29 protein-coding genes are annotated in these 26,772 nt (G+C 44.2%); 19 read left to right on the plus strand and 10 right to left on the minus strand.

What is annotated here, in order from left to right; translation table 11 throughout:
* Nucleotides 1-76: 76 nt before the first annotated feature.
* Together CH376_RS00320 and CH376_RS00325 are read right to left on the minus strand one after the other, a co-directional pair.
* Nucleotides 77-556: a flavin reductase family protein gene (locus CH376_RS00320; protein WP_100785759.1), complete on the minus strand. Its 480-nt coding sequence runs from the start codon at nt 554-556 to the stop codon at nt 77-79.
* 79 nt (nt 557-635) lie between these two features.
* The gene (locus CH376_RS00325) at nt 636-1,010 is read right to left on the minus strand and encodes a DUF1304 domain-containing protein (protein WP_100785758.1); all 375 of its coding nucleotides are present in this window, start codon (nt 1,008-1,010) and stop codon (nt 636-638) included.
* Between the two features lie 215 nt (nt 1,011-1,225).
* Between CH376_RS00325 and CH376_RS00330 the strand changes: the two genes are divergently transcribed.
* The 4 genes from CH376_RS00330 (at nt 1,226) to CH376_RS00350 (ending at nt 4,075) form a co-directional block, all read left to right on the plus strand.
* Complete coding sequence (locus CH376_RS00330; RefSeq protein ID WP_100785757.1) at nt 1,226-2,263, plus strand: DUF3089 domain-containing protein; 1,038 nt, start codon at nt 1,226-1,228, stop codon at nt 2,261-2,263.
* Nucleotides 2,264-2,322: 59 nt separating this feature from the next.
* Nucleotides 2,323-2,910, plus strand: a complete 588-nt coding sequence (yqeK, locus tag CH376_RS00335; RefSeq protein ID WP_100785756.1) for a bis(5'-nucleosyl)-tetraphosphatase (symmetrical) YqeK — start codon at nt 2,323-2,325, stop codon at nt 2,908-2,910.
* 435 nt (nt 2,911-3,345) lie between these two features.
* The gene (locus tag CH376_RS00345) at nt 3,346-3,750 is read left to right on the plus strand and encodes a hypothetical protein (protein ID WP_100785755.1); all 405 of its coding nucleotides are present in this window, start codon (nt 3,346-3,348) and stop codon (nt 3,748-3,750) included.
* A gap of 76 nt (nt 3,751-3,826) precedes the next feature.
* Nucleotides 3,827-4,075 carry a hypothetical protein gene (locus CH376_RS00350; protein ID WP_100785754.1) on the plus strand — a complete coding sequence of 83 codons (249 nt, stop codon included), beginning with the start codon at nt 3,827-3,829 and terminating at the stop codon, nt 4,073-4,075.
* 52 nt (nt 4,076-4,127) lie between these two features.
* On the opposite strand, the gene CH376_RS00355 is transcribed toward CH376_RS00350, so the two are convergent.
* The 3 genes from CH376_RS00355 to CH376_RS00365 form a co-directional block, all read right to left on the minus strand.
* Entirely contained in the window at nt 4,128-4,514 is a 387-nt protein-coding gene (locus tag CH376_RS00355) for a hypothetical protein (protein ID WP_100785753.1), read from the minus strand.
* A gap of 179 nt (nt 4,515-4,693) precedes the next feature.
* Complete coding sequence (locus tag CH376_RS00360; RefSeq protein WP_100785752.1) at nt 4,694-4,876, minus strand: hypothetical protein; 183 nt, start codon at nt 4,874-4,876, stop codon at nt 4,694-4,696.
* Nucleotides 4,873-5,754, minus strand: coding sequence for an SDR family oxidoreductase (locus CH376_RS00365; RefSeq protein ID WP_100785751.1), 882 nt, complete (start codon nt 5,752-5,754; stop codon nt 4,873-4,875). Before CH376_RS00365 ends, CH376_RS00360 begins: the two co-directional genes overlap by 4 nt.
* Before the next feature lie 146 nt (nt 5,755-5,900).
* Here CH376_RS00365 and CH376_RS00370 point away from each other — a divergent pair, with 146 nt between their 5' ends.
* Nucleotides 5,901-6,851, plus strand: a complete 951-nt coding sequence (locus tag CH376_RS00370) for a helix-turn-helix transcriptional regulator (protein ID WP_100785750.1) — start codon at nt 5,901-5,903, stop codon at nt 6,849-6,851.
* On the opposite strand, the gene CH376_RS00375 is transcribed toward CH376_RS00370, so the two are convergent.
* Nucleotides 6,836-8,752, minus strand: coding sequence for an adenylate/guanylate cyclase domain-containing protein (locus CH376_RS00375; RefSeq protein ID WP_100785749.1), 1,917 nt, complete (start codon nt 8,750-8,752; stop codon nt 6,836-6,838). The genes CH376_RS00370 and CH376_RS00375 overlap by 16 nt on opposite strands.
* 503 nt (nt 8,753-9,255) lie before the next feature.
* Between CH376_RS00375 and CH376_RS00385 the strand changes: the two genes are divergently transcribed.
* Complete coding sequence (locus CH376_RS00385; RefSeq protein WP_100785747.1) at nt 9,256-10,050, plus strand: dienelactone hydrolase family protein; 795 nt, start codon at nt 9,256-9,258, stop codon at nt 10,048-10,050.
* Nucleotides 10,051-10,140: 90 nt separating this feature from the next.
* On the opposite strand, the gene CH376_RS00390 is transcribed toward CH376_RS00385, so the two are convergent.
* Entirely contained in the window at nt 10,141-11,862 is a 1,722-nt protein-coding gene (locus tag CH376_RS00390) for an alpha-glucosidase (protein WP_100785746.1), read from the minus strand.
* A 179-nt stretch (nt 11,863-12,041) separates the two neighbouring features.
* On the opposite strand from CH376_RS00390, the gene CH376_RS00395 reads away from it, so the two are divergent.
* From CH376_RS00395 to fabG, 3 genes are read left to right on the plus strand one after another with little or no spacing between them, the layout of a single operon-like run.
* The gene (locus CH376_RS00395) at nt 12,042-12,902 is read left to right on the plus strand and encodes a hypothetical protein (RefSeq protein WP_165781754.1); all 861 of its coding nucleotides are present in this window, start codon (nt 12,042-12,044) and stop codon (nt 12,900-12,902) included.
* 57 nt (nt 12,903-12,959) lie between these two features.
* Nucleotides 12,960-13,388 carry a MarR family winged helix-turn-helix transcriptional regulator gene (locus CH376_RS00400; protein WP_100785745.1) on the plus strand — a complete coding sequence of 143 codons (429 nt, stop codon included), beginning with the start codon at nt 12,960-12,962 and terminating at the stop codon, nt 13,386-13,388.
* A 60-nt stretch (nt 13,389-13,448) separates the two neighbouring features.
* On the plus strand, nt 13,449-14,198 hold the full coding sequence (fabG, locus tag CH376_RS00405; RefSeq protein ID WP_100785744.1) for a 3-oxoacyl-ACP reductase FabG: 750 nt from the start codon (nt 13,449-13,451) through the stop codon (nt 14,196-14,198).
* Nucleotides 14,199-14,687: 489 nt separating this feature from the next.
* On the opposite strand, the gene CH376_RS00410 is transcribed toward fabG, so the two are convergent.
* Together CH376_RS00410 and CH376_RS00415 are read right to left on the minus strand one after the other, a co-directional pair.
* On the minus strand, nt 14,688-15,671 hold the full coding sequence (locus tag CH376_RS00410) for a UDP-3-O-acyl-N-acetylglucosamine deacetylase (RefSeq protein ID WP_100785743.1): 984 nt from the start codon (nt 15,669-15,671) through the stop codon (nt 14,688-14,690).
* Between the two features lie 96 nt (nt 15,672-15,767).
* On the minus strand, nt 15,768-16,196 hold the full coding sequence (locus CH376_RS00415; RefSeq protein WP_100785742.1) for a hypothetical protein: 429 nt from the start codon (nt 16,194-16,196) through the stop codon (nt 15,768-15,770).
* Nucleotides 16,197-17,363: 1,167 nt separating this feature from the next.
* Here CH376_RS00415 and rplU point away from each other — a divergent pair.
* The 7 genes from rplU (at nt 17,364) to nadD (ending at nt 22,202) form a co-directional block, all read left to right on the plus strand.
* The gene (gene rplU, locus CH376_RS00430) at nt 17,364-17,678 is read left to right on the plus strand and encodes a 50S ribosomal protein L21 (RefSeq protein WP_069608149.1); all 315 of its coding nucleotides are present in this window, start codon (nt 17,364-17,366) and stop codon (nt 17,676-17,678) included.
* Complete coding sequence (locus CH376_RS00435; protein WP_100785739.1) at nt 17,675-18,004, plus strand: ribosomal-processing cysteine protease Prp; 330 nt, start codon at nt 17,675-17,677, stop codon at nt 18,002-18,004. Before rplU ends, CH376_RS00435 begins: the two co-directional genes overlap by 4 nt.
* Nucleotides 17,994-18,248 carry a 50S ribosomal protein L27 gene (rpmA, locus tag CH376_RS00440; RefSeq protein ID WP_100785738.1) on the plus strand — a complete coding sequence of 85 codons (255 nt, stop codon included), beginning with the start codon at nt 17,994-17,996 and terminating at the stop codon, nt 18,246-18,248. The genes CH376_RS00435 and rpmA overlap by 11 nt, the downstream gene beginning before the upstream one ends.
* A 117-nt stretch (nt 18,249-18,365) precedes the next feature.
* On the plus strand, nt 18,366-19,460 hold the full coding sequence (gene obgE, locus CH376_RS00445; protein ID WP_100785737.1) for a GTPase ObgE: 1,095 nt from the start codon (nt 18,366-18,368) through the stop codon (nt 19,458-19,460).
* 11 nt (nt 19,461-19,471) lie between these two features.
* Nucleotides 19,472-20,344: a glutamate 5-kinase gene (gene proB, locus CH376_RS00450; RefSeq protein WP_100785736.1), complete on the plus strand. Its 873-nt coding sequence runs from the start codon at nt 19,472-19,474 to the stop codon at nt 20,342-20,344.
* Nucleotides 20,341-21,591 (plus strand): glutamate-5-semialdehyde dehydrogenase, encoded by a 1,251-nt coding sequence (locus tag CH376_RS00455; RefSeq protein ID WP_100785735.1) that lies wholly within the window; start codon nt 20,341-20,343, stop codon nt 21,589-21,591. Before proB ends, CH376_RS00455 begins: the two co-directional genes overlap by 4 nt.
* Before the next feature lie 2 nt (nt 21,592-21,593).
* Nucleotides 21,594-22,202, plus strand: a complete 609-nt coding sequence (nadD, locus tag CH376_RS00460) for a nicotinate (nicotinamide) nucleotide adenylyltransferase (protein ID WP_100785734.1) — start codon at nt 21,594-21,596, stop codon at nt 22,200-22,202.
* A 17-nt stretch (nt 22,203-22,219) separates the two neighbouring features.
* Here nadD and CH376_RS00465 read toward each other — a convergent pair whose 3' ends face one another.
* Nucleotides 22,220-22,858 carry a hypothetical protein gene (locus CH376_RS00465; protein WP_100785733.1) on the minus strand — a complete coding sequence of 213 codons (639 nt, stop codon included), beginning with the start codon at nt 22,856-22,858 and terminating at the stop codon, nt 22,220-22,222.
* Nucleotides 22,859-23,602: 744 nt separating this feature from the next.
* Here CH376_RS00465 and CH376_RS00470 point away from each other — a divergent pair.
* Genes CH376_RS00470 through CH376_RS00480 form a run of 3 tightly spaced genes read left to right on the plus strand, consistent with a single transcriptional unit; the run spans nt 23,603 to nt 26,670 of the window.
* Complete coding sequence (locus CH376_RS00470) at nt 23,603-25,003, plus strand: UDP-N-acetylmuramoyl-tripeptide--D-alanyl-D-alanine ligase (protein ID WP_100785732.1); 1,401 nt, start codon at nt 23,603-23,605, stop codon at nt 25,001-25,003.
* Nucleotides 25,004-25,054: 51 nt separating this feature from the next.
* Entirely contained in the window at nt 25,055-25,543 is a 489-nt protein-coding gene (gene purE / locus CH376_RS00475; RefSeq protein WP_100785839.1) for a 5-(carboxyamino)imidazole ribonucleotide mutase, read from the plus strand.
* Nucleotides 25,540-26,670, plus strand: coding sequence for a 5-(carboxyamino)imidazole ribonucleotide synthase (locus CH376_RS00480; RefSeq protein WP_207767179.1), 1,131 nt, complete (start codon nt 25,540-25,542; stop codon nt 26,668-26,670). Before purE ends, CH376_RS00480 begins: the two co-directional genes overlap by 4 nt.
* Nucleotides 26,671-26,772: the final 102 nt, after the last annotated feature.

Raw genomic sequence — 26,772 nt, forward strand, 5'->3', positions numbered from 1 at the left:
GGAAACTAGGAAAGCCGCAAACGCAAATCGACTTCCAGAAAAAAAGAAAATCAACTCGACTTGCAATTCATTTCTTTCATATCGAATAGTAGTTTCTGCGATAATACAAGAGAGGGCGCTGCGAATCGTCGGCTCCCGCAGATATAACTCTTCCGATCACGATCGAATGATCTCCTCCGTCCACAAATTGATCCACTTCACATTCAATGTAAGAAAGAGTTCCCGGAAGAATGGGAAGACCCAATTCCCCTTTTTTACATCGGAGTTCTTCGATGAGCGCGTGTTTGTCGGTTTTTCCCGATGCGAACTGATTGGAAAGAGAATCCTGACCCTGCGCCAAAATATTGACTACAAATTTGCCTTCGCTTCGGATCGGATCGTGACTTGCGATATTCTTCTGCAAACAAAAAAGAATCAAAGGAGGATTGAGAGAAAGAGAACTAAAACTGCTTACGGTGAGCCCGCTTTGTTTCCCAAGATGAGAATACGTAATTACGGTCACACCCGACGGAAAATGCGAAAGCGCATTCTTAAAAACTTCGTCCGTGATTTTCATGAGGTCGATCTTAAAAAAGGAAAGCGCTTTGTCAACTTCTCGGCGGGTGCATCGATAGATCCGAACGATCGCCGCTTATTTATTTTTCTCGATTTAACATCGTAAGGATCAAAGCCAACGCGGCGGGAAGTCCTTGCGTGAATAAGATCGAAAACTTTGCGGTCGCCGATCCAAAAATTCCCGCTACGACGATACAACCTAAGAAAAAAAGAACCGTATCGTTCTTTTGTCTTTTATCGGTTACGAAGAACGTTCCCCAAAAAAGTCCCGCCGATAAAAAACCGTTGTAAAGACCTTGGTTCATCGCAAGTTTCGCCGATACGTTTGCGACTTCGGGAGTCATGTTAAAAAGCCTAAGAACAAACGGAGTCTCCCAGAGAAACATCTCCAAAACTAAGAATAAAATATGCTCCACCGCTACGAAGACTACCAAGATCGTTTGAGTAAGTTTCATTAAACTTCAATTCCTTATTGTTGAATTTGAACAAAGAGTTTCGTAACTGTCGCACTTTTTAAGAAAAAAATCATCCCTAAATAAACTCCTGTGAAAACTTTTTTCCCGTTTTCAAATCCGATAAACCGAATTGACAAACTCCGTTTCGGCGAAAAAAATCAAAAGATCTTAAAGTCCGTATTCTTGATTTAAAATTCGACCGTTCGAGGTTTGTTATGCGAAGTAGATTCTTATTGATTTCCTCATTCTTTATTTCCCTGTTCTTTTCAATCTCCTGCCTTTGGATCATTCGGCCTCCCCGCAACTTCTCCGAATACGAAAGACCGAAAGAACCGGATTATTCAATTCTCAAATCCTGGTCCGCGCTCCCTCAAACGAAAGACGAAGCGGACAAGGTTCCGTCGCAATCCTCCCTCCAAGACAATCAGAGAGGGGCTTTGGTGGACGTTTTTTTTGTCCATCCTACGACCTTTTACGGGAGAGACTGGAACGCGTCTCTCGAAGACGAGCGCATCAACGAAAGGACGGACGAATCCACGATTCGACAACAGGCGAGCGTTTTCAACTGCTGCGCAAAGATTTACGCTCCTAGATACAGACAAGCGACTCTCTATTCTTTTGTGGATCCCGAAAACGGAAAACTCGCTCTTGAATTAGCATATCAAGATATACTCAAGTCCTTCGAAACGTATCTCAGGGAATGGAACCAGGGAAGACCTTTTATCGTCGCTTCGCATAGCCAAGGGACTCACCACGCAATCCGTCTCCTCCGCGAAAGGATCGACAATTCTCCCCTAGTCGATCAACTTGTCGCCGCTTATCTGATTGGAGGCGCGGTTCCGATCGGTTCTTACAAAAAAATTCCGGTTTGTTCCAATCGAACACAGACCGGCTGTGTGATCAGCTGGAGAACGTTAGGAAAAACATCCGAGATAGGCAAACTCCCCCACGATCTGAAAGGACCTTATATGTGCGTCAATCCGATCAGTTGGAACGCGGACGAATTACTCGCAAGTTCCGAGTCGCATTCGGGAGGAGTGAACGGAAAATTCAGAACGATCGAACCGAAACTCTGCGACGCAAAATGCGACAACGGAGTGCTTCGTATTTCAAAACCGAACGCTTCCGGTTTTTCCAGATGGTTCGGAGAGAATTATCACGTCCTAGATTACGGAATCTTTTATCAAAACATTCGAGACAATCTTCCTGAAAGAATCGACGCCTTTCTCAAATCAAAGAAGAATCAAAATTAGAATTCTCACTGGACTCCAATCCGACGACGCACATTTTTGAATTTTGTGAGGAGAACCCGATGACCTCTTCCGAGTTGGAAGCAAAGACGCAAGAATTTAAAAAGATCGTTCCCACCGAAATAACGATTACTCGCTGGGAACATTCTCTGAAGGTGGCGGAGATCGCAAAAGAGTTGGCGATCCTTCATTCGAAAGAGCAAGCCGGCCTTGCCTATCTTGCCGGAATCGTCCACGACATCACAAAACAAAAGACGCCGGAATTTCACCTAACGTTATTCAAGGAATCCGGCGGAGAAGAATTGGAACAACTCCCTTCCGCGGCTTGGCACGCCTATTCTGCGGCCATCTATCTCAAATCTCAATACGATCTGAAAAACGAATCCGTTCTTTCGGCGGTTCGAAATCATACCCTGGGCTCCGAAACCCCCGGTCCTCTGGATTTGATTCTTTATGCCGCCGATTTTTTAGGATCTGAATACGCGGAAAAGAATCCTCTCTATCCCGAATGGAGAGAACAGGCCCGCAAAAATCTTTACTCGGGAGTTCTTTGTAAGGCGAAGAACACGATTCAGGATCTGATTCAGACGAACAAAAAGATTCATCCGAGAACGATCGCGACCTACAACCTCGCCGTCTCAAAATGTTAAACGAAGTTTAAAACTTTCTCCGTTCCGGACGGGAATCCAACACTCAGAAGAAAAAAAGAAAACAAAACCGCAAGTCATTTTTCGAATCAGTACATTACAATTACTTAATTCTTTGTAACCAAGAAGAAAGATAGTACTCCGAATTAGGATTTGAATCAGCGGGTAAAAGGATCGAATGCCAATCGATAAAAAAAGCATACGGAAGAATTCTTCGATTATTTTTATCTACATCCTCTCTGGCCGCTTGTTTCAACGTGTATACTTCGCTATCCTTTCGAGCCGAACCTAAAACGCAGACCCGGCATTTCGAAGATCACAAGACAACCTTTGAAGACCCATATCAAAACAAAGTTCCTCTCAGATGGCCAAAGGCATCGTTTCACAATCACACGAATGAAGTGTGATACTCCAGCCGGCTTTGCTTCCGGGATTCAAATGGGGAACCAATCTGAGGAAACGACATCTTTTAGTGTTGGGAGCCAGGCGGAATCCGATCCTTTTCCGTTCTATGCTTCCGTTTCGAATATACAATGGATGATCGACCGTTTTTCGGAACAAGGCTCGTTTGTCGCTATAAACCGTCCCAAACTCAACTTCAGTTTTTCGGAAGAGATGTTAAAAAAGCTCGGTCGTTACGACGCTCTCGAAATTTTCAGTCCTTCCGGCGATCATACCGAACTCTGGGATCGAATATTAAACGAAGAAAAATTTCCTCACTGCAAGGCCTCCGACGACCTTCACTATCTTCCAAAAGAAGAATACGAAAAAGTAAAAGTGCGTTCGTATTTTACGATGCGGGACGGGTTTCGCTTTTGTATCGTCCGGAAGGTCAATCCTTAACACGTTATGTGCTCTTAAACTCAAAAACGCTCGAACCGGAGGACGTTTTAAGCTTTCTTAAATCCGGCAACTACGTTTGCGTAAAAAACACGATCGACTTCTAAACGATCCTTTGCTCTTGGACGTCGGAATCAGAAACAAGGGCGAAGTTTATTTCGAGTTCGGAGAAAAGGCGATTCATATCCAGTTGATCGGCAAAAACGGGAACGTATTTAGGAAACTTTTCGATATGCAAAAAGGATTCTTCAAGATCCCTCTTGAAGAATCCTACGTTCGACTTCCATTTTTTTCCAACCGCGCTCGCCGTCAGCAACGTCTTTTATAAAAAGCGGCCTTCAAAAAGATAAGAAATCACACGTTAACTGTTACTTAACGGATCAGGCGGATTTTCTATCAACCGCGCGACCGAGTGCGAACGCGACGATCAACATGGTGAGATATCCCATTCCGATCTGAATCGAATAATCGGAAACGCTCATCTTGGACATCGGAAGCAGGATCAGAAAATCCAAACCCCAATTGATAACCAACCAGATCAGACCGGTGAACAAAAGAGTAGGCAAAGTTTTTCCCTCAATTCTTATCGCGAGCGAGGCCAAAAGAAAACTTCCCGTGAGACTGCCGACAAGAATCATAACGCTCTTAAACAAAAAAATATCGGTCAAAAGTTTTCCGTCTCTCGTATGAAACGGAATCGCCACCGCAAAAGGGATCAACCAAACCAAAAAACCGTAACTCAAAATTCTAACCAAATGTTGTTTCATTTTTTACCTCGATGTCTTTTTCTAATCTAAAAAATCCAGACAGGAACTTTAGGACGATTTACCAAAGCCCTTTTACTTCAATCCTAATTCTTATTAAGATTAAAATTCGCTTGGATATAAAGCAAACGTCCGGGGCGGTCGGTTCTTCTCGAACGTCCGAAATCGATTCTTACTTCTTTCTATACTCGATCCGGGATATTTTTTGCGCGAGATTTCGATTCGTTTTCGAAATGATGCACTTTATACGTCTTCAAAAGCGAACCCGGGAATAGAAGCCGGGAAACCATGCTCAAGGTTCCGGTGGAGACTTGAAGTTCCTCCGGTTTCAAATCCATTCCATCATTAGAATATTCTATTTTCATAATTCTTCTCCGAATTTATCCCTGAAGTAATTTCCCCAATGGGGACGGCTCCCGTCCAGATCGGTGAAATCGTATTCTTCCGATAACTTCCAAGTGCTCGTCGAAGTTCCCGTCTTGGAAAATACGTTCGTATCCTTCGCGAGGGCGACGACCGCGCGACCGATATAAGCGGGCGTTTCGGAAACGATAAAGTGAGGATCTTTTTTTACCGCATCCTTCCAATTATCCTCACGGACGCCGAAATGATCGAGCATCGCTTCGGATCTTAAAAAACCGGGAGTCAGGGAAAGCGCCGTGATCCCGAAAGGTTTCAACTCCTCGGCAAGACAGCGAGATAGATTGATGATCGAAGACTTTATCAAAGTATAATATAGATTTCCACGATACCGATAATCGATACCGTCGGTGATTTCCAAAATCAAACCGGATTTATTGCGAATCATCAAAGGAGCCGCATAGTAATTCGTGGTCAGGTGAGATTCCAAACAGGTCCTCTGAACCTTGATCCCATTCTCCAAAGAGTGCTCCCAAAATTTTTCCTCCCATCGGATGTACGGATCTCCTCCCCAGATATCGTTGACGAGAATGTCCAACTTGCCTTGCTCCTCTTCGATTTTCAGGACGAGTTCCCTAACCTCTTGCGAGTCCGTGTGGTCCGTCCTTACGGGGATTCCTCTTCCTCCGTTTTTGTTGATCAACTCCGCGGTCTCTTCGATGGTTTCCTTTCGATTCATCTCGGAACGGGATTTCCTAGTGCTCCTTCCGGTCACATAAACGATCGCGCCGGCTTCGCCTAACGCAACCGCGATGCCCCTTCCCGCACCGCGGGTTCCCCCGGCTACCAAGGCGACCTTACCCTCTAAATTTCTTTCTTTCATTCCTCCATTCTACTTCGAAGAAGATGACAATTTCTGTCATATATTTCAAATCGATTTCTTAGAATTCGTTTTTTTTCGATCCTGATCTTCTGTTAAAAAGAAATACATGACATTATCTGTCATGTTTGTAACGGTAGAATCGAATCATGCGCGCGGACAGATTACTTTCCATTCTACTTCAACTCCAGGCAAAGGGAAGAATATCGTCCAAAGATTTGGCGCGTAAACTCGAGGTTTCGGAACGAACGATTCATAGAGACATGGAAGCGTTGAGCGCGTCCGGTGTTCCGGTATTTGCGGAAAGGGGTTCGAAAGGCGGCTGGGAATTATCCCAAGGTTATCGAACGAATCTTACCGGAATGAAAAAAGAAGAAATCTTTTCGATGATTCTTACAAGCTCCACTCGCGTCGCCTCCGATCTCGGAAGAAAAAAAGAATTCGATTCCGCCTTTATGAAATTTATGGCTTCTCTTCCCGCGGCGTATCAAGAGGAAGCGGAGATGATTCGACAGAGGATTCATATCGACGGTGCCGGCTGGGGAAATTGGAAGGAGGAATTTCCGTTTCTTCCTTTGTTACAGGAAGCGGTTTGGAAGAATCGAAAAGTGATCCTTCGTTACAAATCGGACGAAGCGTCTAAAAAAAGAATCGTTCTTCCATTGGGATTGGTCGCGAAAGGAAAGGTTTGGTATCTGATCGCAAAATACGGAAAAGAATTCAGAACCTTTCGGATTTCAAGAATCCTCGAGGCGCAACTCGGCGATACGTTTGAAAGACCGAAAAAATTCGATCTGGAAAAATATTGGCAGGAAAGCACTCAGGCCTTCTTTTCGAAACTCCCCACATACTCGGTCCTCCTCAAGATCAGAACGGAAGAACTCGAACGTTTCCGATTATTTGCGTATAATTGTATATTAGAATCTACTAAAATAGATGATTCATGGATAAAAGCGAGGGTTAACTTTGAAACGATGGAGTGGGCTCTCCATCATACTCTGGGATTCGGAAGTTCCGTGATCGTATTGGAACCGAAAGAGTTGCGGGAAGCGGTTTCCGCTTCCGCGAAAGAGATTCTTAAATCCTATTTGATTTCGTAGACCCCGACCGTATTCTCCTTTCCCTTTACGGAAACCTTTCCCAACTCCTGAAACACGTACTTTTTACGATTCCGAATCTTCTGATAACTTTCATCCGATAAAAGAATGTCCACTCCGTATTCTTTTGTCAGCCCCTCGATACGAGACGCGAGATTGACCGCGTCGGAGATGACGGTCCCGTCCATCCTCGCTTCTTCGCCGATCGTACCCAACATCAAAACACCAGTGTGAATTCCGATCCCGATCCGAATCGGATCATAATTTCTTTCCAGACGACTTTGATTGTGATCTTCCAAGGTCGCCTTCATTTCCTTTGCGGCCTCAACCGCGTCGTCCGGAGAATCGGGGAACAAAGCCATGATCCCGTCGCCGAGATACTTATCCACAAAACCTCCGTGCTTCCGTATGATCGGCCCCATTCTTCCCATGTAAGAATTTAAAAAATCGAAATTATCCTTAGGGGTCATCTTTTCGGACAACTGTGTGAAAGACCGAATATCCGAGAAAAGAATCGTCATTTCTTTTTGAGTCTGATCTCCTAATTCAATTTCCGTAATATTCTTTTTACCTAGAAATTTTAAAAACTCCAATGGAACAAAACGACTGTAAGATTGGTTCGTTCTCGTAAGATCCGCGGATAAATTTTCGATAGAGACAAAAGCCGCGGAAAACTTCAAAGACAACATATAGGATTGGGCGAAAATGAACGAAAAAAGTCCGATCGGAAGATAGTATCCGTGAGTTACGAGAGTTTGACTTTGTAATATATCGTTGATCGCGGCGGCGATCAGCATCAAAACTCCGAGTCCCGCAATGATCGCTCCGTCCCGTTTGCGATAGATAAAACGTCCCAACCAAAAGAAAAAGAAAGGTATATAAAGAAGAAGAATTCCCTGGTAGGGAATCAAGGTCAGCGCAAAAAATTTAGTGGGAAAAAACAGAATGATAAGCGAAAAGAAACCGACGACCGCAGTTGCGATCTTTGTAACCAACGGAGGCATGTCCCCCGGAAAAATACTGTCCATGTATTTCTGAAAAATCGGCCACGCCAAATAAAAGGAAAGATATTCCAATTTGCTTCCGAATTCCCAAGGGATGTCCGGAAATTTTTGTACGATGAATCTTTCCCCGGTCATGAGCAATCGGATAACGATGACAAAACAGAACAAACCGAAGAACAAACTTGAGCTGTCTTTTCTTCTAAGAGAATAAAGACCGAAGTGATAGAGAGCCATAATCGCGATACTTCCGAAAAGAAACATCTCTGTGGCGGAACGGCTTTCTTTATCGTCCTGGATGCTCTTCTTACTTCCGAGACGAATCGTTTCCCAGATCCCGCCTTTGAAATGATGAAAGTTAGACACCTCGACTTGAATAAGGACTTCGTTTTCGAAAGCGTTGAACTCGATGTACCGAGGAAGATATTGCGGTCGGGAAGTATTTTCGTCGGTGCCGACTACTCCACTTCGGATTAATTTTTTTCCGTCCACCCAAATTGCAGCAGCCGTGCCTACGTCCTGAAAGCGGATTCCAAGCGGACTTTGATTGTCGTTTAACAAAACCTTGAGAGTAAACGTTCCGTAACCGTAAGCCGCGCCGGAATCGATATCCCCGATCTCTTTATAAGAATTCCAGTTATCCGGGACCGAAACAAAATAGGATTTAGAATCGGGAAGAATCGAGTCCGGTTTAGAAAGTGTAAGCTGCTTCCAGACAAAAGACCATTCCCCGTCCAACTTTACGATTCCGTCCGAGTTGAAGTCCCATTCCCTCAAATCCAAAATTCCTTTTTCAGCTCGAGGAGGGATTTTAGAATTTCCGGAAGGTCCGCAACCGCTGAATGTTAGAATCCAAACTACAAAATATAACTTTAAGAATAATAACTCTTTTCGTATTAACATTTCGGCCCCGCATTAGGATTTCGTTTTTTAGATTTTCAAAATGGCGAGTGACAAAAATTGCCGGAATCCGTTTTCATTCAACTCTTTCCGGGAGAATCGAACTATTTTTGTCAATTTTTTAATTCCTCGTGTTTTTAAATTCCTGGTTTCCATTCGAGGAACGAAGAAAAAGGATTCTCCGGAATCGGCCCTTTTCAAAACGCGGTGTTTCTTTTCTCCCGATACACTACGCGCAACTCCCCGACAAAAAAGAGCCGGAGCTTTACAATCGAATACGTGCGAACTACTAAGCGATTTCAAGAATACAATGGATTCTGAATATATTCTCCGTACAAGGTTCAGCTTCACGGCGCAACATTTAAAAGAACGGCTTCCCGTCTCACAATCGATTCTCCTTAAAATTCTCGGAAAGAATCAAAACTTCTTTTTTAGAAGTAAGTGTCTTAAAATTCATTTGCTTTTCGGTTCGGATCTGTCAAAAGAAAACCGAGGTAAATCGATTCATGAAAAAATTCTTAGCCTTTTTCGCGTTTTTACACTTCTTCTCCGTTTCCATCGCGGCCAAAACGATCGGAAAAAACATCCTCTATCAGGAAGGCGAAACGACACTGGAAGGATACATCGCTTATCCGGAACTCGGTTCCAAAAAAACCGCTCCCGCAGTTTTAATCGTTCACGACTGGTTGGGTTTAGGAGAAAATTCCAAAATGCGCGCCGATAAACTCGCCGAACTAGGTTATGTTGCCTTCGCGGTGGATATCTACGGAAAGGGAATCCGTCCGAAAGGAATGGAAGAGGCTTCCAAATTAGCGGGGCAATTCAAACAAGATCGCAAACTCATGCGCGCTCGAATTACCGCTGCGTTAGAAACGTTGAAAGCACAACCCGAAGTGGACGCGCAAAACGTCGCGGCCATCGGATATTGTTTCGGCGGAACGGTCGCGCTGGAACTCGCTCGAAGCGGCGCTCCGATCAAAGGCACTGTGAGCTTTCACGGAGGATTACAAACTCCTAATACTGAAGACGCAAAAAACATCACGGGCAAGATTCTCGTATTACACGGTGCAGACGATCCTTTCGTAAAAAAAGAAGAGGTGGAGACGTTTCAGGACGAGATGAGAAAGGCGGGAATCGATTGGCAATTCATTTCATACGGAGGAGCCGTTCATTCGTTCACGATCAAAGACGCCGGAAACGATAATTCCAAAGGAGCGGCTTACAACGCAAAGGCGGATCGTAGATCCTGGATAGAATTGCTTGCTTTCTTTAAGGAAATTTTTCCAAAGCCGAAGGTTTGATCCTTTAAACTCGATATTCTTTCTTTCGATTTTGTGAAGATCGAAAGAAAGAATTCTTTTTCTTGGAAAATTGTTATCGCGAGTGTCCGGTTATTTTTTATTCTTGCCTTTCGGTTTTTTTTCGACCTTTGGAGAATGATCGTTCTCCAAGATCAAACCGGAGCAAGGCGGAACCTTAAATAGATCGAATTCATTGTGGTCATAGACGTGGGTCGAAAAACAATACTTCCTGCAATCGGTGGTATTGTTAAAAAGACGTTCTTTTTTTCCGAAATTAAAAATCACCATCTTTCGTTCGCTGCCGGCTTCCCGGAGGTAAACGAGCATGTCCTTCGGAACGTCTTCTTCGATCAGAGTAAGACTTCCTTCTCGAAACGCCTTACTTTCGTTGCGAAGGTGGATGACTTTTTTATAAACGCTTAGAAGAGAATCCTTGTCTTCGGATTCCGTACTTACGTTTCTTTCCCTATAATTTCCGTGAACGCGAATCCATGGTTTGGCTTTTTTAGTCGTAAAACCCGCGTTAGGCGAATCGTCCCACTGCATCGGAGATCTGGCTCTATCACGAATGATGATATCGGCCAAGCCTAAGAATTCCGAAAGGGTATCGCCTAACCAGCGATAAATTCTCGCGAGAGGATCCTGCGCCTCCGTGAGTTTGATCGTTTCGTTGGTCATCCCGATCTCTTCCCCATAATACGTAACCGGGACGCCCCTCGCAGTAAACTGAAACAGTGCGACCAACTTCCCTTTTTCCAGGTTGTTGTTGATCTTACGCATATAACGTCTTTGGTCGTGATTGCCGAAAACGTAAGTGGGAGTATAAGGAGCGGGATAAATTTCCTCCATCTTTTTGATGATCCCTTTGAAAAAACTCATTTTGAATTTCAGCATCAGGGTTTCGAAAAGAAAGATCAGGTTGAGTCCGTCCCTTTTTTCGCCTAAGTAGCGTTTGATGGTATGATCGTCGCCGGCAACTTCCCCGACCGCAAAACGGTCACCGTCGAATTCGTCCAGGACCGCTCTGAGTTCCTTCGCAAATTCGAAGTTGTTCGGATGATTGACCGTATAAAGCCTTCTCTGAAAATAACCGTCGTGATCGTTTTCGGTAACTAGATATTTAAAACGAAACGGATTGTCCCTGAAATGTCTGTCTTTGTAGATCGCGTGAAAGATATCCAAACGAAATCCGTCGACTCCCTTTTTCAGCCAGAAACGAAGAACGTCGAACATCGCTTTTTTGACTTCCGGATTGTAATAGTTTAAGTCCGGCTGAAAATCCAAGAAGCTCGCGCAGTACCACTGATCGGTTTTCTTGTCGTATTGCCACGCGTTGGGAGTGACAAAGGAACTCCAGTTGTTAGGCGGTTTGCCCTTACCTTTTCCGTCCTTCCAAATATACCAATCCCGCTTCGGGTTATCTTTGCTGGAACGGGATTCTTTGAACCATTCGTGTTCATCGGAAGTATGGTTCATCACCATATCGAAGACGATCTTCATTCCTCTTTTATGAACTTCTTTGATTAATCTTTCGGCGTCTTTGAGGGTTCCATACTCGGGAGACATCGAGTAATAGTCGCTAACGTCGTATCCGTGATCTCTCTGAGGGCTTTTGTAAAGCGGAGAAATCCAAAGGGTTTCAAAACCCATATCCTTTAGATAATCCAACTTAGAGATGATCCCGGCGATATCGCCGATCCCGTCTTCGTTCGTGTCCGCAAAGGAACGGGGATAGATCTGATAAATCGTGGTCGTCTGCCACCATTTGTTATTAGGGATTTGGGATTTCTTTTTGGATTTTATAGAACTCATATCTCTTCGTCTTTAATGGAATCAAAAATCTTAGAATGGAGGTTGTCAAGACGGTATTCCTCCTCATTCTTTTTGTTGACAGAGAATAAAGCCGGCTTTCTTTATCAGTGAATCCTCTCTTCTACACACACGGTTCCATACAGAAAGAAAGAACCAAATTGCCTTCGGAGGAATTCACTATGTCCGACCGCCTGAGTCGAATATTACTATTACTGCTATTGTTTGGAAGTTGCATTTCGGCGCCGACTTATCGACTATCAATCAAAAATCCGCCGATCAATCACACAAGAAAAGCGACCATAATATCCGCCTTTTTCGGGTTAGACAATGCATTGCCGCTTCGTTCGATGTATTTATGGAAGAATGCGCCCGGAAAAGACGGAATGCCTCTCGTGTTTTCGCATGAGATCGATCCGTCAACCCTCGACGCTTCCGATTTTCAAATCCTAACAAAGAAAGGCGAACTGCTCGCCGTTCCCTTTGCGACATTCCGTCCTGCATTGGAAGAATTCGAACTCAGGACGGTTCTTTTGATCGGAGAATTCGGCGATTTTCCGGAGAACGAACCCGTCGAGATTCGAATCATCGGCGATTTAAAAAGCCGCGACGGACAAAACTATCGAGGACAAAAAGCGAGAGTAACGTCTTTGACCGAAGGGCCGTTCCTAAGTTATGCGGAACACTTCGAACTCGGTCCGGACTATCCGTACAACGAAACCGAACGCGGGGCAGATTGTCCCAAATTCAAAACCGTTTCGGTAGTTCGCACGGTTTGGTCCGGAGGAGTGAGGGCGACGGACGGCAAAGAACTCGGAATACGGGAACTCAAGCGGTTCAAAATCAAATTGTTAAACGAAAAGAAAACGTTAACAGTATTCCCGTTCCAAATAGCGGACATCGAGGATAACGACAACAATGTGGACCTTTGTATCGATCAGAAAGGACTTCCGATCGAAGTGGAAGTCTTGGAAAATACGGCAATCGATCCGAGAGACGACCCGAATCCGTTCACAAAGATAAAAATTCTGAGCCGATGGTAATTTTAAAAATTGTTTTTTTGATTGACAAAAATCTCATTTATTTCGACATCGAAATAAATGAGGAACGAATTTGCAATTCATCTCTTATCGAGGACCCGAGATCGGGTTCAGAAATTCTTAGCCAGAGAATTCGAAAAGGAAGGGATTAAGGATCTCGTTCCGGCTCACGGAGGAGTTCTCTACGCCCTCGGAATCTCCGGAGAAATGACTATGAGCGAACTCGCGAAGGTGTTAGATCGAACGAATTCCACGATCACGGCGCTCATGGATAAAATGGAAGAATTGAAATATATCAAAAGGATTCAATCCGACGAAGACGAACGCGTCTTTACCGCAGTATTAACCGCAAAGGGAAAAACTACGAGAGAAGCCGTGATCCGAGCTTCCCAGACGACGACTCAGAAATTATACAAAGGATTTCTTCCCGAAGAAAAGGAAACCTTTGTTCGTCTTTTGGATAGGATTCATTCTAATTTTGAAAAATGATCTGAAATTTATTTTTTAAAATCATTTATTTCGATATCGAAATAAAAAACGGAGGAGTTTATGTTTTCGAAAAAAACAATCGTGATCACCGGCTCGGCCAGAGGAATCGGAAAAACGACCGCTAAGAATTTTCTTTCCAAAAACGGAACCGTCGTTCTTTCGGATATGGATCCGATTCTTCTTGAAAAAACGATCGAAGAATTGAAATCCCTGAAAATCGGAAAAGTTTTCGGTCAGGTCTGCGACGTGAAAGAAAAAAATCAGATCAAAGAACTCGCGGACTTCGCATTCAAAGAAACGGGCAGCCTTGACGTTTGGGTAAACAACGCCGGGATCATCAAGGACGATCTTCTTTTGAGGATGAGCGAAGAAAAGTGGGATCAGGTTTTCGACGTAAATCTCAAAGGAGCTTTCTTAGGAACTCAAGCCGCCGCAAAATACATGATCAAAAAAGAATGGGGTCGCATCATCAACATCGGTTCGGTTTCCGGTTTTTACGGGAACGGAGGTCAGGCGAATTATTCTTCGGCGAAGGCGGGACTTATGGCGCTCACAAAATCTTCTGCGAGAGAACTCGCTTCGAGAAACGTTACGGTAAATTGTGTCGCCTCCGGTTTTATCGCCAACGACTTCGCACCCGGACTTTCGGAAGAAATAAAACAAGGAATTTTGAAAACGATTCCCCTCAAGATCGGAAGAAATCCGGAAGAATCCATCTCCTCCGCGATTCATTTTTTCGCATCGGAAGAAGCGGATTGGATCACGGGAGCGACGCTTCGTGTCGACGGAGGAATGATGATCGGATTTTAAATTTAGCTTCTGTCTTGAAATCTAAAAAGTAGGAACTCATACTTTTTTTGCAAACACGGAAGGAATCAAATTTTCCGAAAAAGCCGGATGTATTGTAAATTGTAGGAACTCGCACGAAGGTTTCAAATTTTACAAAAACGTCTTTTTCGATCTTCCGTGCTTTGCCTAACCTCGCCCAAGTAATTTTTGAACCAAGGATCCAAAGAAGAATTTTGTAGGAGTTCCTACAAGAATTCTATCAGAGAATTTTACTTGTAAAAAGTGGATTCCTCTGATAGAGGGGAGTCTCTCGAGTTTTTTCCCGCCGCCGAAACTCAATGATTCGCTCCTGTTGCGTCGCTCCTTACCGCCTCCATCCAAGATCCGGACGGGCGCGCGGGTTTTACGGAGGTCAGCCGTTGTTACGAAGGATTTTTTTTGAAGATCCGAACGGCTTCTGAGGAAAGATTCAAATTTTGGAATAGGCTCCTAAAGATTGCGAATAATATATTAGAGGATTCTAATTCCGATTTCGGAGAATTCTTTCCGATCGCATACGAACCGGGCGATGTCGATCTGTTTATGATGATCAAAAAGGAAAGTGGTCATCTTTCCGACAAATCGTCCCTTGTATTCTTCTTCCACGAATCGGAGCCACGCGAGGATGTCGATCAGTTCGTGTGCGAGGAACTCGTAATTCTTTCCTTCGTGCGTAAACTTTTCCCTTGGGTTAAAAATTTTCTCTTCGTTTAACAAAATCACGTTTTCCAAGGTGAAAGGATAATCCTTCAAACCTCCGGCCAAACCGATCCGGTAAAACTTTTCAGCTTCCTCTCCGGGACGGAACGCGGTCGTTCTCGCCGACGCGATATAGGAAAAAATTTCCGGAGTCATTTCGGTAAGAATTCTGGAATTTCCTACGGTAACGCCGGGATAACTCACTTGATGATCCAGAATCAATTTTTGATCCCCCGAATCCGGTTCCAAAATACAATATCCTTTTTCCCAACTCACGGCAAACGGTTTCGAAACCGTAATCGGAGGAACTTCCCCGATTTTTTGGAGATTCTTCTCCAACCCTTCCAAATAAATCTGATCGCAAAAATCGAACGTGGGAAAACTCGGCTTCTCCAATTCGAAATCGAGATAAAGACCGAAAGCGGATTGAAGCGCGATCGGATGCTCTATGATCTTTACTTCCCCGAGCTGAATATTATGATTTCCTTTGATACAAAATTCCGGTTTGAGTTCGAGAGTTTTTTGAGAATGAGAAAATTTAGAAAATGAACCGGACGCCGGTTTCACGCGGATCGTGGACGGTTGATTCTCCAGTGTGGAAATTCCTTTTACGGAGAATTCTTCTCGGATCGTATAAGAATTCCGAACGTCGATCGGGATTCGATCTTCTACAAAATGTTTCGGGAAGTGTGCAATCTCGGGAAATCGGTTTTTTTTGAATTCGGAGATCGTTTGATTCGTCGTGTGGATTTGCATTCTAAAACGACAATGAACATCGTTTTTTCAAAAGAAGGCAATCTTAAATCTGGAAGGAAGGTTCCGGGTGAAACACGATCACCCGGAAAAATGGAATTATACTCCGTAGAAAAGAAAAGACGCTACGATGGTCCAAATCCCTACTGCAATTCCAAAAATTCCCAACTTACCTTGGATGGGAGCCAATTTTGCAAGGAGTTCGGCCCCTTTCTTTTTGGCTTCTTCGTTCTTGGAAAGAACATAGGTAGAGATTGTCCCGAACCCAAGGATGAATCCGAGAATCGCCTGAACGATGTTTCCTGCAAGAGCGGTTACCCAATAGATCGGCCAAGTTGGAAGCCAGCCGAGACCAAGAAGTCCTTGGAAAACGATTCCGTAAATTCCCCAGAAGCAAAAAACGAGGCCGAGCCATCCTTGATAAGGCGAGATCTTAGCGAGCAATTCCTTTGCATCGGGTTTTTTTGCCAGAAGCAAAGAAGGCACAGCAAGAATGCTGAGCAAAATGAGTGTAATTCCTGATACCATTTGTATCTCCTGTTTGTTTAAATCGGATCCGACCGTTTCTTTCTAATCCTTAAGAAACGAAAGGTACGTTATCCTTAGATCCATTAACTGATTGAGTAATTATTTTTTGCATTCTTTTTGGTTTTCGATACTTCTTTTATAAGAAAATGCGAATAACACTGGTTTGTCGATTCTTGAAAAAATTTTCTCTTCTTTGCTTTTTCTTATTTAGAATTTTAAAAACAAAAGCCTTCTTGGTCAAAATAAAAACTTTTCTTAAACATTGATTTATAATTTAACAAATATTATATAATTCGAAATATCTAATATTGCCACTTGACTTTACAATTATCGACATGCTTTTGTCATGGTAGTCGGCTCGATCCTCGAATTCCCTCTTTGATTTCTTTTCGATTCCATTTTCCTTTTTTAATCCTGTTCTATAGAATAACATGAATCGTCTTTTTCGATTCACCGATGCTATTTTGGAAAAGTGATTTCGACGAAAAGTGAAACAAATCGCCGTCCGTCCTTTTCGAACTTTGATTAGAACGCGATGCGTTCTTTTCCTGGAGGAAAACCGATTAACCGATTTGAATCTTAAAATTCTTGGAAGTGAAGGAGTTCCTACTTTTGGGTCTTTCGAGCGAACTTTGGACGAACGGAAGTTTGTTCGAGAAAACAAAATGCGATTCTTTTCGAAATTCTTCCCTTGGATCTTCAAAAAAGAAGGAGTTCCTACTTTTTAGTTCTGAAGGGTGAAAATTCTACCGGAAGGGAAAACCGACAAAATCTTACTTGGCTGGAGTTCCGTCCACGCCTGATCCTGCCTTGAACAAAGCCCGATAAAATACGAGATCAGCGGCAAAACCGATACTTTTCTCTCCAAAGTCTTAAGATTGCAAATCGACTGTTACGATAGAAGCGCTTTGGCCCACGTTCCTTTTTGCTTTCCCAGAATCGAGGGATCGTTCCGTGCAAACCCTTCCAAAAGTATGAGTTCCTACTTTTCCGGTTCAACTGCGGACCGAGCCCGTCTTAAAACCCTATTCTTCTGGAAATACCAGTTCGTTTTGACCGATCTAGAAACTCACCGTCTTCCGTACAAGCGTTTTTCCGTTTTCCCCTTGACCGGAGGGCCAGGTCGACCAAATTGGTTGAAAACGACTTAAAACAGGCCGGATCGATATGTACGCTATTATTTCAGTTGGAAACAGACAATTCAAAGTAACCCAAGATCAGGAATTCCTGACCGAAAAAACCGGTAAAAACGCGGGCGAATCCTTTGACGCGAAGGTTCTTCTCTTCGCAGAATCCAGCAATAAAGTTCATATCGGACAACCGGAGCTCAAAACGGCTCGGGTTTCGCTGAAAGTTTTGGAAGACGTAAAAGGCGAGAAAATTCACGCCTACGTTTACAAAAGACGTAAGAACTATCAAAAAGCCTGGGGTCACAGACAACAGCTTCAAAAAGTAAAAGTCGTTTCTCTCTCTGCGGTTTGATCCGGATCCGGATCACTCGCAAAGAAGAATTGTATTCTTCCTTAGAAAGTGAGGGACATTCCCCGACTTCCTTAGGAAAAAAGGGTGAGAATCTTCTCTGCTCTGCCGTCTCGGTCCTGGTTCAGACTCTTTATCTGCACCTCTTCCGAACGGGCAACGCAAAACCCGCTGAAATCCGCGACGGATATCTTCGGTTCGAAGTTCTTCCCCAAGATGATGTTTTAATTCATAATAGTTTTGAATTGATTCTTACCGGACTTAAAAATCTGAAGAATCAATACCCGAAAGAAATTGAACTGATAGGAGTACCAGAAGATGGCACATAAGAAAGGTGGTGGATCCTCAAAGAACGGCCGGGATTCAAATTCCCAGAGACTCGGAGTAAAACGTTTTGGCGGAGAATCCGTTCTCGCAGGAAACATTCTCGTTCGCCAAAGAGGAACAAAATTCCGCGCTGGCAATAACGTAGGACTTGGCAAAGATCACACTCTCTTCGCTCTCGTTCACGGAAAAGTAAAGTTCGAGATGGTTTCCAAGTTGAAAATGCAGGTTTCCGTTTACCCGGAATAACCCCTCATATTCAAATTCAAACCGGATGAACCGCAGTCTCCTGCCCGTTTCTGGGTCCGGACTCTGCGGTTTTTTGTTTTTAAGACTCATTTAAGAATTTTAGAATATTCAAATACCATGGAATCCTTTGTAGACGAAGTCGCCATAGAAGTTTACGCCGGACACGGCGGCCCCGGTTCCGTACATTTTCGAAGAGAAAAATACGTGGAGTTCGGCGGTCCGGACGGAGGCGACGGTGGAATCGGCGGAAACGTCATCATTCGCCCGAACCTTTCCATGTACACCCTGGACAAATATCTTTCCAAAAGAAAGTTCAAAGCGGAGGCCGGATTTCCCGGAGTCGGAGACAACTGTTCCGGTAAAAAGGGAGAAGACTTGGTCCTTTTCGTTCCTCTCGGAACCCAGATCTACGACGAGGAAACCGGCGATCTTCTTTTCGATTTCGTTTCCGACACGCAAGAATACGTCGTGGTTCGAGGCGGACGCGGCGGAAAAGGCAATACTCATTTTAAATCCTCCACCAATCAAACTCCCCGTTTCGCACAACCGGGAGAAGACGGAGAATACAAGTTCCTCCGACTTTCGCTCAAACTTTTAGCCGATGTGGGAATCGTCGGTCTTCCGAACGCCGGCAAATCCACGCTGATCTCAAAGATCACCGACGCGCATCCGAAGATCGCGGGTTACGCATTCACCACACTTTCTCCGAACCTCGGCGTTGTTAAGCGAAGAGGCGATATCTTTCGTTTTACGATCGCGGATATTCCGGGAATCATCGAAGGCGCAAGCATGGGAATCGGACTCGGCCTTTCTTTTCTCCGTCACATCGAACGTGTAAAGGGAATTCTTTATCTTTTTGATTCTTCTTCTCTCGATATCGAGGAGGATTTGAAGATGCTCCGAAACGAACTTTCGACTTACAATCCGGAACTTCTCAAACGTCCTTATCTCATCGTTCTCAACAAGATCGACATCTGGGACGATCCCGAATTTACGAAAGATCTGATCGAAAAGGTTTCTCACCTAGGAAAGGTAGTTGCGATTTCGGCGGACCAAGAAACCAACTTGGAAGAACTTTTAATCACGATGGATGAAACTTTTTTTAAGGATGAGATCGAAAAGGTCCTAAATCCGAAAGAATCAAAAACGAATTCTTCTTTTGCAAACGACGATTCGCTTTTTAAGGAAAGCGTTTCGGATGAAACGGAATAGGATCTTCGAACATGGAACGTTCTTCTCTCTCTGAAAAAATCCGCTCTTCGGAAATGATCGTAATCAAAGTGGGCTCGGCGCGGCTTTCCGGTCCAGAGTCGGAAGTGAACGACTTTCTCTTTCAATTGGTAAGCGACATCCGTCACCTCAGGGATCTCGGTAAAAAAGTGATTCTGGTCTCTTCCGGTGCGATCGCTCGCGGGAGACTTTTGTTAAGCGAACTCCCCTCTTCGATCGCTTCCGGAGATTCTCTTTCCGAAAAACAGGCGTTAGCCGCCATGGGTCAGAATCGACTCGTCAATCTCTACGACAGTTTTTTTTCCAAGGTCAACCTAAGCATCGCGCAGATTCTTTTCGGAGTTTTGGATCTGGAGTCTAAAGAAGGATACAAGAATTTAAAGAACACATTCACCCAACTTTTAGAATGGGGAATTCTTCCCGTAGTGAACGAGAACGATTCCGTCGCGACCGAAGAAGTAAGATTCGGAGACAACGATATGCTTTCCGCATTGGTAAGTCTGATCGTAGGCGCAGATCTGCTGATCATTCTCACCGGTGTGGACGGTTTTTTAAAAGAAGAGAAAGTAGTTCCATTCTTAGAAAGAATCCGAAAAGAAGACTTGGATCTCGCGGGAGGACCGAGCGGACCGGGAACCGGGGGAATGTTTACAAAACTCAAATCCGCAGGTTTACTTTCGGAGGCCGGAGTTCCGACCGCGATCTTGAACGGAAAGAAGATGCACGTCATTCGGGAGTTTTTGGATAAAAACTCGATCGGAACGTTAGTCGCTCCTTCGGGCAACCGTGTGTTTTCGGAAGAGGATGTAAAGGAAATCATTCGTAAGAATCGGAATGGAAACGGTAACGGAGGAAATCATATATGAAAGAATCGGAATACGTCGAAAATCTCTGCGCCCGCGCCAAAAAAGCTTCCAGAACCCTCAAGTCGCTTCCGTCTTCCCTGAAAAATAAAGTCCTTCTTGATCTCGCAGATATATTAGAAAAACGGAAAGAAGAGATTCTTAAAGCAAACGCACTGGATCTTAAAGACGGAAAGGAAAAAAATCTTTCGTCCGCACTCATGGATCGCCTTCTTCTCAACGAGAAACGAATTTCCGGAATGGCTTCGGCTCTTCGCGAAATCGTATCTCTTCCCGATCCGGTCGGAGAAGTGACGAGAGGATTGACTCTTCCGAACGGACTTGAACTCGTCACAAGAAGAGTTCCTCTGGGCGTTGTAATGGTAATCTACGAATCGCGACCAAACGTTACGATAGACGTCGGAGCGCTTTCTTTTAAATCAGGAAACGCTTGTATTCTCCGCGGCGGAAGCGAAGCGTTTCATTCCAACACGGCTTTGGTAAAACTGTTTCACGAAGTTCTTCAAAAAGAAGGGATCGACGTAGGAGCCGTTACTTTTGTGGACAAGACGGATCGCGCGTTTATGCTTCCTTTCTTTCAGCAAACTTCTACGATCGATATCGTGGTTCCGAGGGGCGGCGAAGGATTGATCAGGTTTGTTTCAGAACATTCCAAGATTCCGGTCGTAAAACACGACAAAGGCGTTTGTAATCTTTATATCGATCAAGACGCGGATCCGGAAAAAGTGATTCCGATCGTAATCAACTCCAAGGTGCAAAGACCCGGAGTTTGTAACGCGACGGAGAATTTGATTCTTCATACCGGATATCCTTTTCGCAAAGAACTTTTAGAGGCTCTTGCAAAAGAAGGAGTGGAACTTTTGCTTGATCCTTCTTCGCTTTCTCTTTATCCAAAAGGGAAGCCGGTTAAAGAAGAGGATTACTTCGAAGAATTTTTGGATCTTAGACTTTCCGTAAAAACGGTTTCTTCTTTGGAGGAAGCGTTATCTTTTATCGAAAGAACTTCTTCCGGTCACACCGAAGCGATCGTAACCGAAGATTTAAGCACGGCTAAAATTTTCACGAGTTCTTTGGATTCGGCGGCTCTTTTTATCAATTGTTCCACCCGTTTTCACGACGGCGGAGAGTTCGGTCTCGGCGCGGAAGTCGGAATTTCCACCGGAAAACTTCACGTAAGAGGACCGATGGGTTTGGTTCACCTCACGACGACGACCACTTACGTTACCGGGAACGGACAAATCCGAGGATAAAAATGTCCTCGGAACAAAAAATACTCACCGGAATTTTCGGAGGAAGTTTCGATCCTCCTCATGAAGGACATTCAGGAATTCTAAAGTCTTTTTTTGAGGAAGTTCCGGAATGCAAAGAAGTTTTCATCGTCCCCAATCGTCAAAATCCTCTCAAAGAAAAAAAAATGACGTCGGCGGAAGACATATTAGAAATGTTGAATTTGTTTGTTTCTGATTTCAAGGACCGTGTCGCGGTTTTGGATTTGGAATTAAGACGAAAAGATCCAAGTTATACGGTTGATACCCTGATCGAACTACGGGCGGCATATCCGAAACGGGAGTTCGTCCTTTTGATAGGCGAGGATAACTACGACAACTTTCACGAATGGAAGAACTGGAAAAAAATTCTCGAAAACGTTAAGAATGTCTGTGTGTTTCGCAGAGCCTCGGAGACAATTCCGGTAAATCCAAACCTCAAAGACGCTTCCGAAAAATTCATCTTTTTAGACAATCCCCTTCTCCCGGTGAGTTCTACGGAATTACGGCGGGAATTTCAATCCTCTAGTGAAACTTCGAAGATCGCCTCCAATCTGCGCCAATACATAAAGAAGAACGGCCTCTATCGAAAGTAAAAACCCGAATCAAAGATTTATCGATTGTGTGGATTTTTTTTGCGGGCTTTTTTCGTTGTTTGGGCGTTTTGATTCTTTACGTTTTTCTCATACAATGACTTTTCCAGAGCTCTGGACATATGCACTTCCCTCGGAGCGCATCCGTTTTTTTCGAGGACCGAGTTGATCCTTTGCGCCAAACGAAGCGGGTCCACACAGTGTTCCACGATCAAATACGAGTGACTTCCGCTTTCCACTGGTAAATCGAGATAAAAGCCTACACTCTTTAGAAAACCGTCTTTAACCGCTCGAAATCGAAAATCGGAAGATATCGGAATCTTGAGCAAACCTCCGGCATAAAACCGTTTTCCGGAAGAAAGAAAAAGGCCTCCCGATAAAGAAATAAATTCTTGATTCACTATGATCCGTTCGATTCTTATTGAACGTTTGAAACCGAACCAAAGTAAAAACAAGGAAAGGGATAGAAAAAAAAGAGACATGATGACGAGGACAAAAAAATCGGAAGAGAATTGATCGCTGATTCTTTCGGGTCTTTCCATCGTCTGGCGCACGAATGAATAGACAATAAAAAGAAATAAACAGCCGAGTACGATCGATATCGAACTCCAAAGCAAAGTGCGAGGAGCGGGCCGATTGTAAATAAATATTTTCTCCATACGTCGAGCTCGGTTCTCCTTTTCCTTTTAACAATTACGATCCATCTTATTTTCATTTCAAGGTCGAACGTTTCTTGTCTTCATACAAGGAAGACTTTGGCCAAGAGGATCTTAAATCGGCTTTCGTTTTGAAAAACTTCCTAACCCGGCGAACGGTTTCGGATGTCAACGCATCGGATTAGAACCTCGGCGTTTATACGAACTTCGTAAAACTTAACGATCTTCGTTACGGCTCACTTTGAAACGATCGCAAACTTTGCCAAAACCGGGACCGAGGTTAACCGAAAATCGGGGACTGGAACCGCCCGCTTCCGAATTCTTGCGTTTATACGAACAGTGGAAAATTCCGCGTAGAAAGAGATACGTGCTTCCGATCTTTCATCATTTCGGCGTTTATACGAACTTCGTCTAATTGCTTTTGTTTTGAGAGAACGAAACTCTTTCGGCTGATTCTAACGATCGTCATTGAATCCAAATCGGTTCCTTTTCATAAAAAATTTACAACCCGTTTTTTTTATATAAAGGGCTACGGAAAATCCCGGCTGTGAGACTACGAATTTAAGGAGGAAATCGTATTCTTTTTTAAATTCGGCGTTTATACGAACTTCGTCTAAACGCAAATTCTCTCAAAAATATCTCTTTAAAAAACTCGAGAAACATCGACGACTAGGTTCCCGAGAAAATCAGCCTTCCTCTTTCAAAAAATAGAATTTTCAAATCATTCTCCCTCCACATCCTGGACCCATGAAGGCAGACTTCTTTTACGATCCGGAAACGATCCGGCGAGTCTTGGGAACAGAGGATGATACTTGGTTCAAAGAGGATGTTCAGATCACCAATATCACGACCGCGTCCGGCGAAGCGGAAGCCGGTTCTCTTTTTGTTCCGCTCCGGGGAAACCGAGACGGACATGAATTTATAAGAGACGCAATTTCCAGAGGCGCATCGTATTTTCTGATCGAAAAAGATCATCCCCTCCGCAAGCAACTTTCTTCGGAAGAAGAACGGAAAGCGATTCCGGTAAAAGACACGTTACTCGCTCTTGGTGGCCTCGCCGCGTTTCATCGCTCGCGGTTTCGGCCGATTCTCATCGCGGTAACGGGTTCAAGTGGAAAGACTACAACAAAGGAACTTCTGGGGAATTGCCTCCGGAATATAGGCTCGGACGCGTTAGTCGTCACTGAAAAAAATTATAACAACGAGATCGGACTTCCATTCACGCTTTTTAGAATCACGAACGGAACCCGGATCGTCGTTTGTGAAATGGGAATGAATCACAAGGGGGAAATTTCCAGACTTTCCGCGATCGCAAAACCGGATCTAGCGATTATAACGACGATCGGAACCGCACACATAGAGTTTTTGGGAAGCCAGAAAAATATTGCGAAAGCTAAGGCCGAGGTTGTCGAAGGTCTTCCCAGCGGAGGAAAACTTTTTTTCCCGAACTCCGGAGAATATTCAAAAATCCTAAAGAAGAAACTTAGAAAACACCACGGAGAATTGGTTCTAACGGAACCGGAAAAAACTTTCAAGATCGTAGAAAAAAAACCTCTCGGGTTCGTCCTCGATTACAAAGGTAAAAAGATAGATTGGAATCTTCCCGGAGAAAAACTCCTCGGGAATCTGGCCCTTGCGGTCGAATGTCTGAAAACGATCGGAACACCGGAGGAATGGATCTCGGAGGGAATTTCCGGCTTTCGATCCGGCAACAAACGTCTCGATCTTCAAAACGGAAAGTATTCGATCGTCAACGACACATACAACGCGAATTACGAATCTATGATTTCCTCTCTTGAAGTCGCGGATCAGCTCGCCGACGGAAAAGAATTCTACGCGGTCTTAGGAGACATGAAAGAATTGGGAAAACATTCTTTTGCGTTTCATAAAAAATTGGGAAAACACTGTATTCGATTTAAAAACCTAAAAGGACTTTTTACCTTCGGACAGGATTCAAAATGGATCCAAGAAGAATTCAGCAAACGTGCGGACCCGCAAAAATTCTCCTTTCATTTTCCGGGAACGGAGGACGGTCTCAAGGAACTCGTCGAGACCTTTGTAGAAAAAGTCCCCGAATCCGCCGTCGTTTTAGCAAAGGCTTCGAGAGGAATCCAACTGGAACGTTTCGTGGAACGTCTTCCCGTTTAGTACTTGCAGACCTCTTATCCGAAAGAAATATCTAACGCAGGAGAAACAAACTTGAGCGCGAAAGTTGCAATCATTATGGGAAGTCATTCCGATTGGGAAACGATGAAGGAAGCCGAACTCATCCTCAAGGATTTCGGAATTTCCGTTCATAAAGAAATCGTTTCCGCGCACAGATCTCCCGAGCTTATGTTGGAATTTTCTAAAACTGCGAAAGACGCCGGATACTCAGTTATCATCGCGGGAGCCGGAGGAGCCGCTCATCTTCCGGGAATGGTCGCTTCCATGACCACACTTCCAGTGTTAGGCGTTCCAATTCAGAGCAAAGCGTTGAATGGATTGGACAGCCTTCTTTCCATCGTTCAGATGCCGGGCGGAGTTCCCGTAGGAACCTTGGCAATCGGAGCAGCCGGCGCCAAGAATGCGGCTCTACTCGCGATCCGAATCTTATCTCTTCAGGATTTGAAACTTTCGGAAAAACTTTCCAAATATAGGGATCAAATCCGCGAAGACGCGCTTTCCAAGAATAAGGATCTTCTGTGACGCAAAAAAAAGTTCTTCTTCCGGGGGCCAAACTCGGAGTGATGGGTTCAGGTCAACTCGCGAGAATGTTCGCGCTGGAAGCGATTCCAAGCGGATACGAGGTATCGGTTTATTCTCCCGAATTACATTCTCCGGCAGGGGGAGTCGGAGCTAAAGAATTCGTCTCGGAGTACGAAGACAAAGAAGCGCTCTTGACTTTTTTAAAATCAATCGACGCGCTTACATTCGAATTTGAGAATATTCCGGAAATTGCACTTTCCGTCGTCGAGGAATTCGAGAAAAATTCCGATCTGATCGTTCGGCCTTCGGCGAACTGTATCCGGATCGCCCAGAATCGGTGGAAGGAAAAATCCGCCTTTCAAGAAGCGCATATTCCCACGGTAAATTTTTTTCCCGTTTTTACGGAATCAGAAAAGAGCGAGACTCCTACGAAGGTGAAATTCCCTTGTATCTTAAAAACGAATACGATGGGTTATGACGGAAAGGGACAAGTGAAATGCAATTCAAAAGAAGAATTGGAACAGGCCCTTTCCTCTCTAAAGAATCCGAATCATATCGTAGAGGAGTTTTTTCCCTTTACTTCGGAAGCGTCGGTTATTCTTGCCAGATTTCAGGACGGAACGATCGCAAACTTTCGCCCGTCGCGGAACGTTCATAAAAATCATATCTTGGACCTTACCTTTCATCCCGGAAATTTTTCTCCGGATGTGGAAAAGAATCTCGTCGACTACGCGAAAAAATTGGCTGAAGAGATCGACTACGTCGGCGTGTTCGGGATCGAGTTTTTCATCCAAGGAGATCGGATTCTTTGTAACGAATTCGCTCCCAGACCTCATAACTCCGGACACTTTAGTCAGGACTGCGGTTCCCTCTCTCAGTTTTCTCTTCAATTGAGAACTCTCTGCGGACTTCCGGCTCCGAAGGAAATTCCGGTAAGATCCGTAACGATGAAGAATATTCTCGGTGAAGATTATAAACCGGAATCGAAGCTCTGGAGCCAAACATTAGAGAATCCTCATTATCGTCTTCATCTCTACGGGAAAACGGAAGCAAGAAAGGGAAGAAAAATGGGTCACTGGAATTATTCGGGACCAAATCCTGAATCCGCGTTTAACGATTGGAAATAGAATCCGGATTCTCCGATAAGAGTATCTTTGAGGCAACCCGTCGATCTGCTTAAAAAGGAAACAGATCCTGATTTTCACGGAAACTAACGTAAGTTCTACGCT

Source organism: Leptospira adleri (assembly GCF_002811985.1).
Classification (GTDB): domain Bacteria; phylum Spirochaetota; class Leptospiria; order Leptospirales; family Leptospiraceae; genus Leptospira; species Leptospira adleri.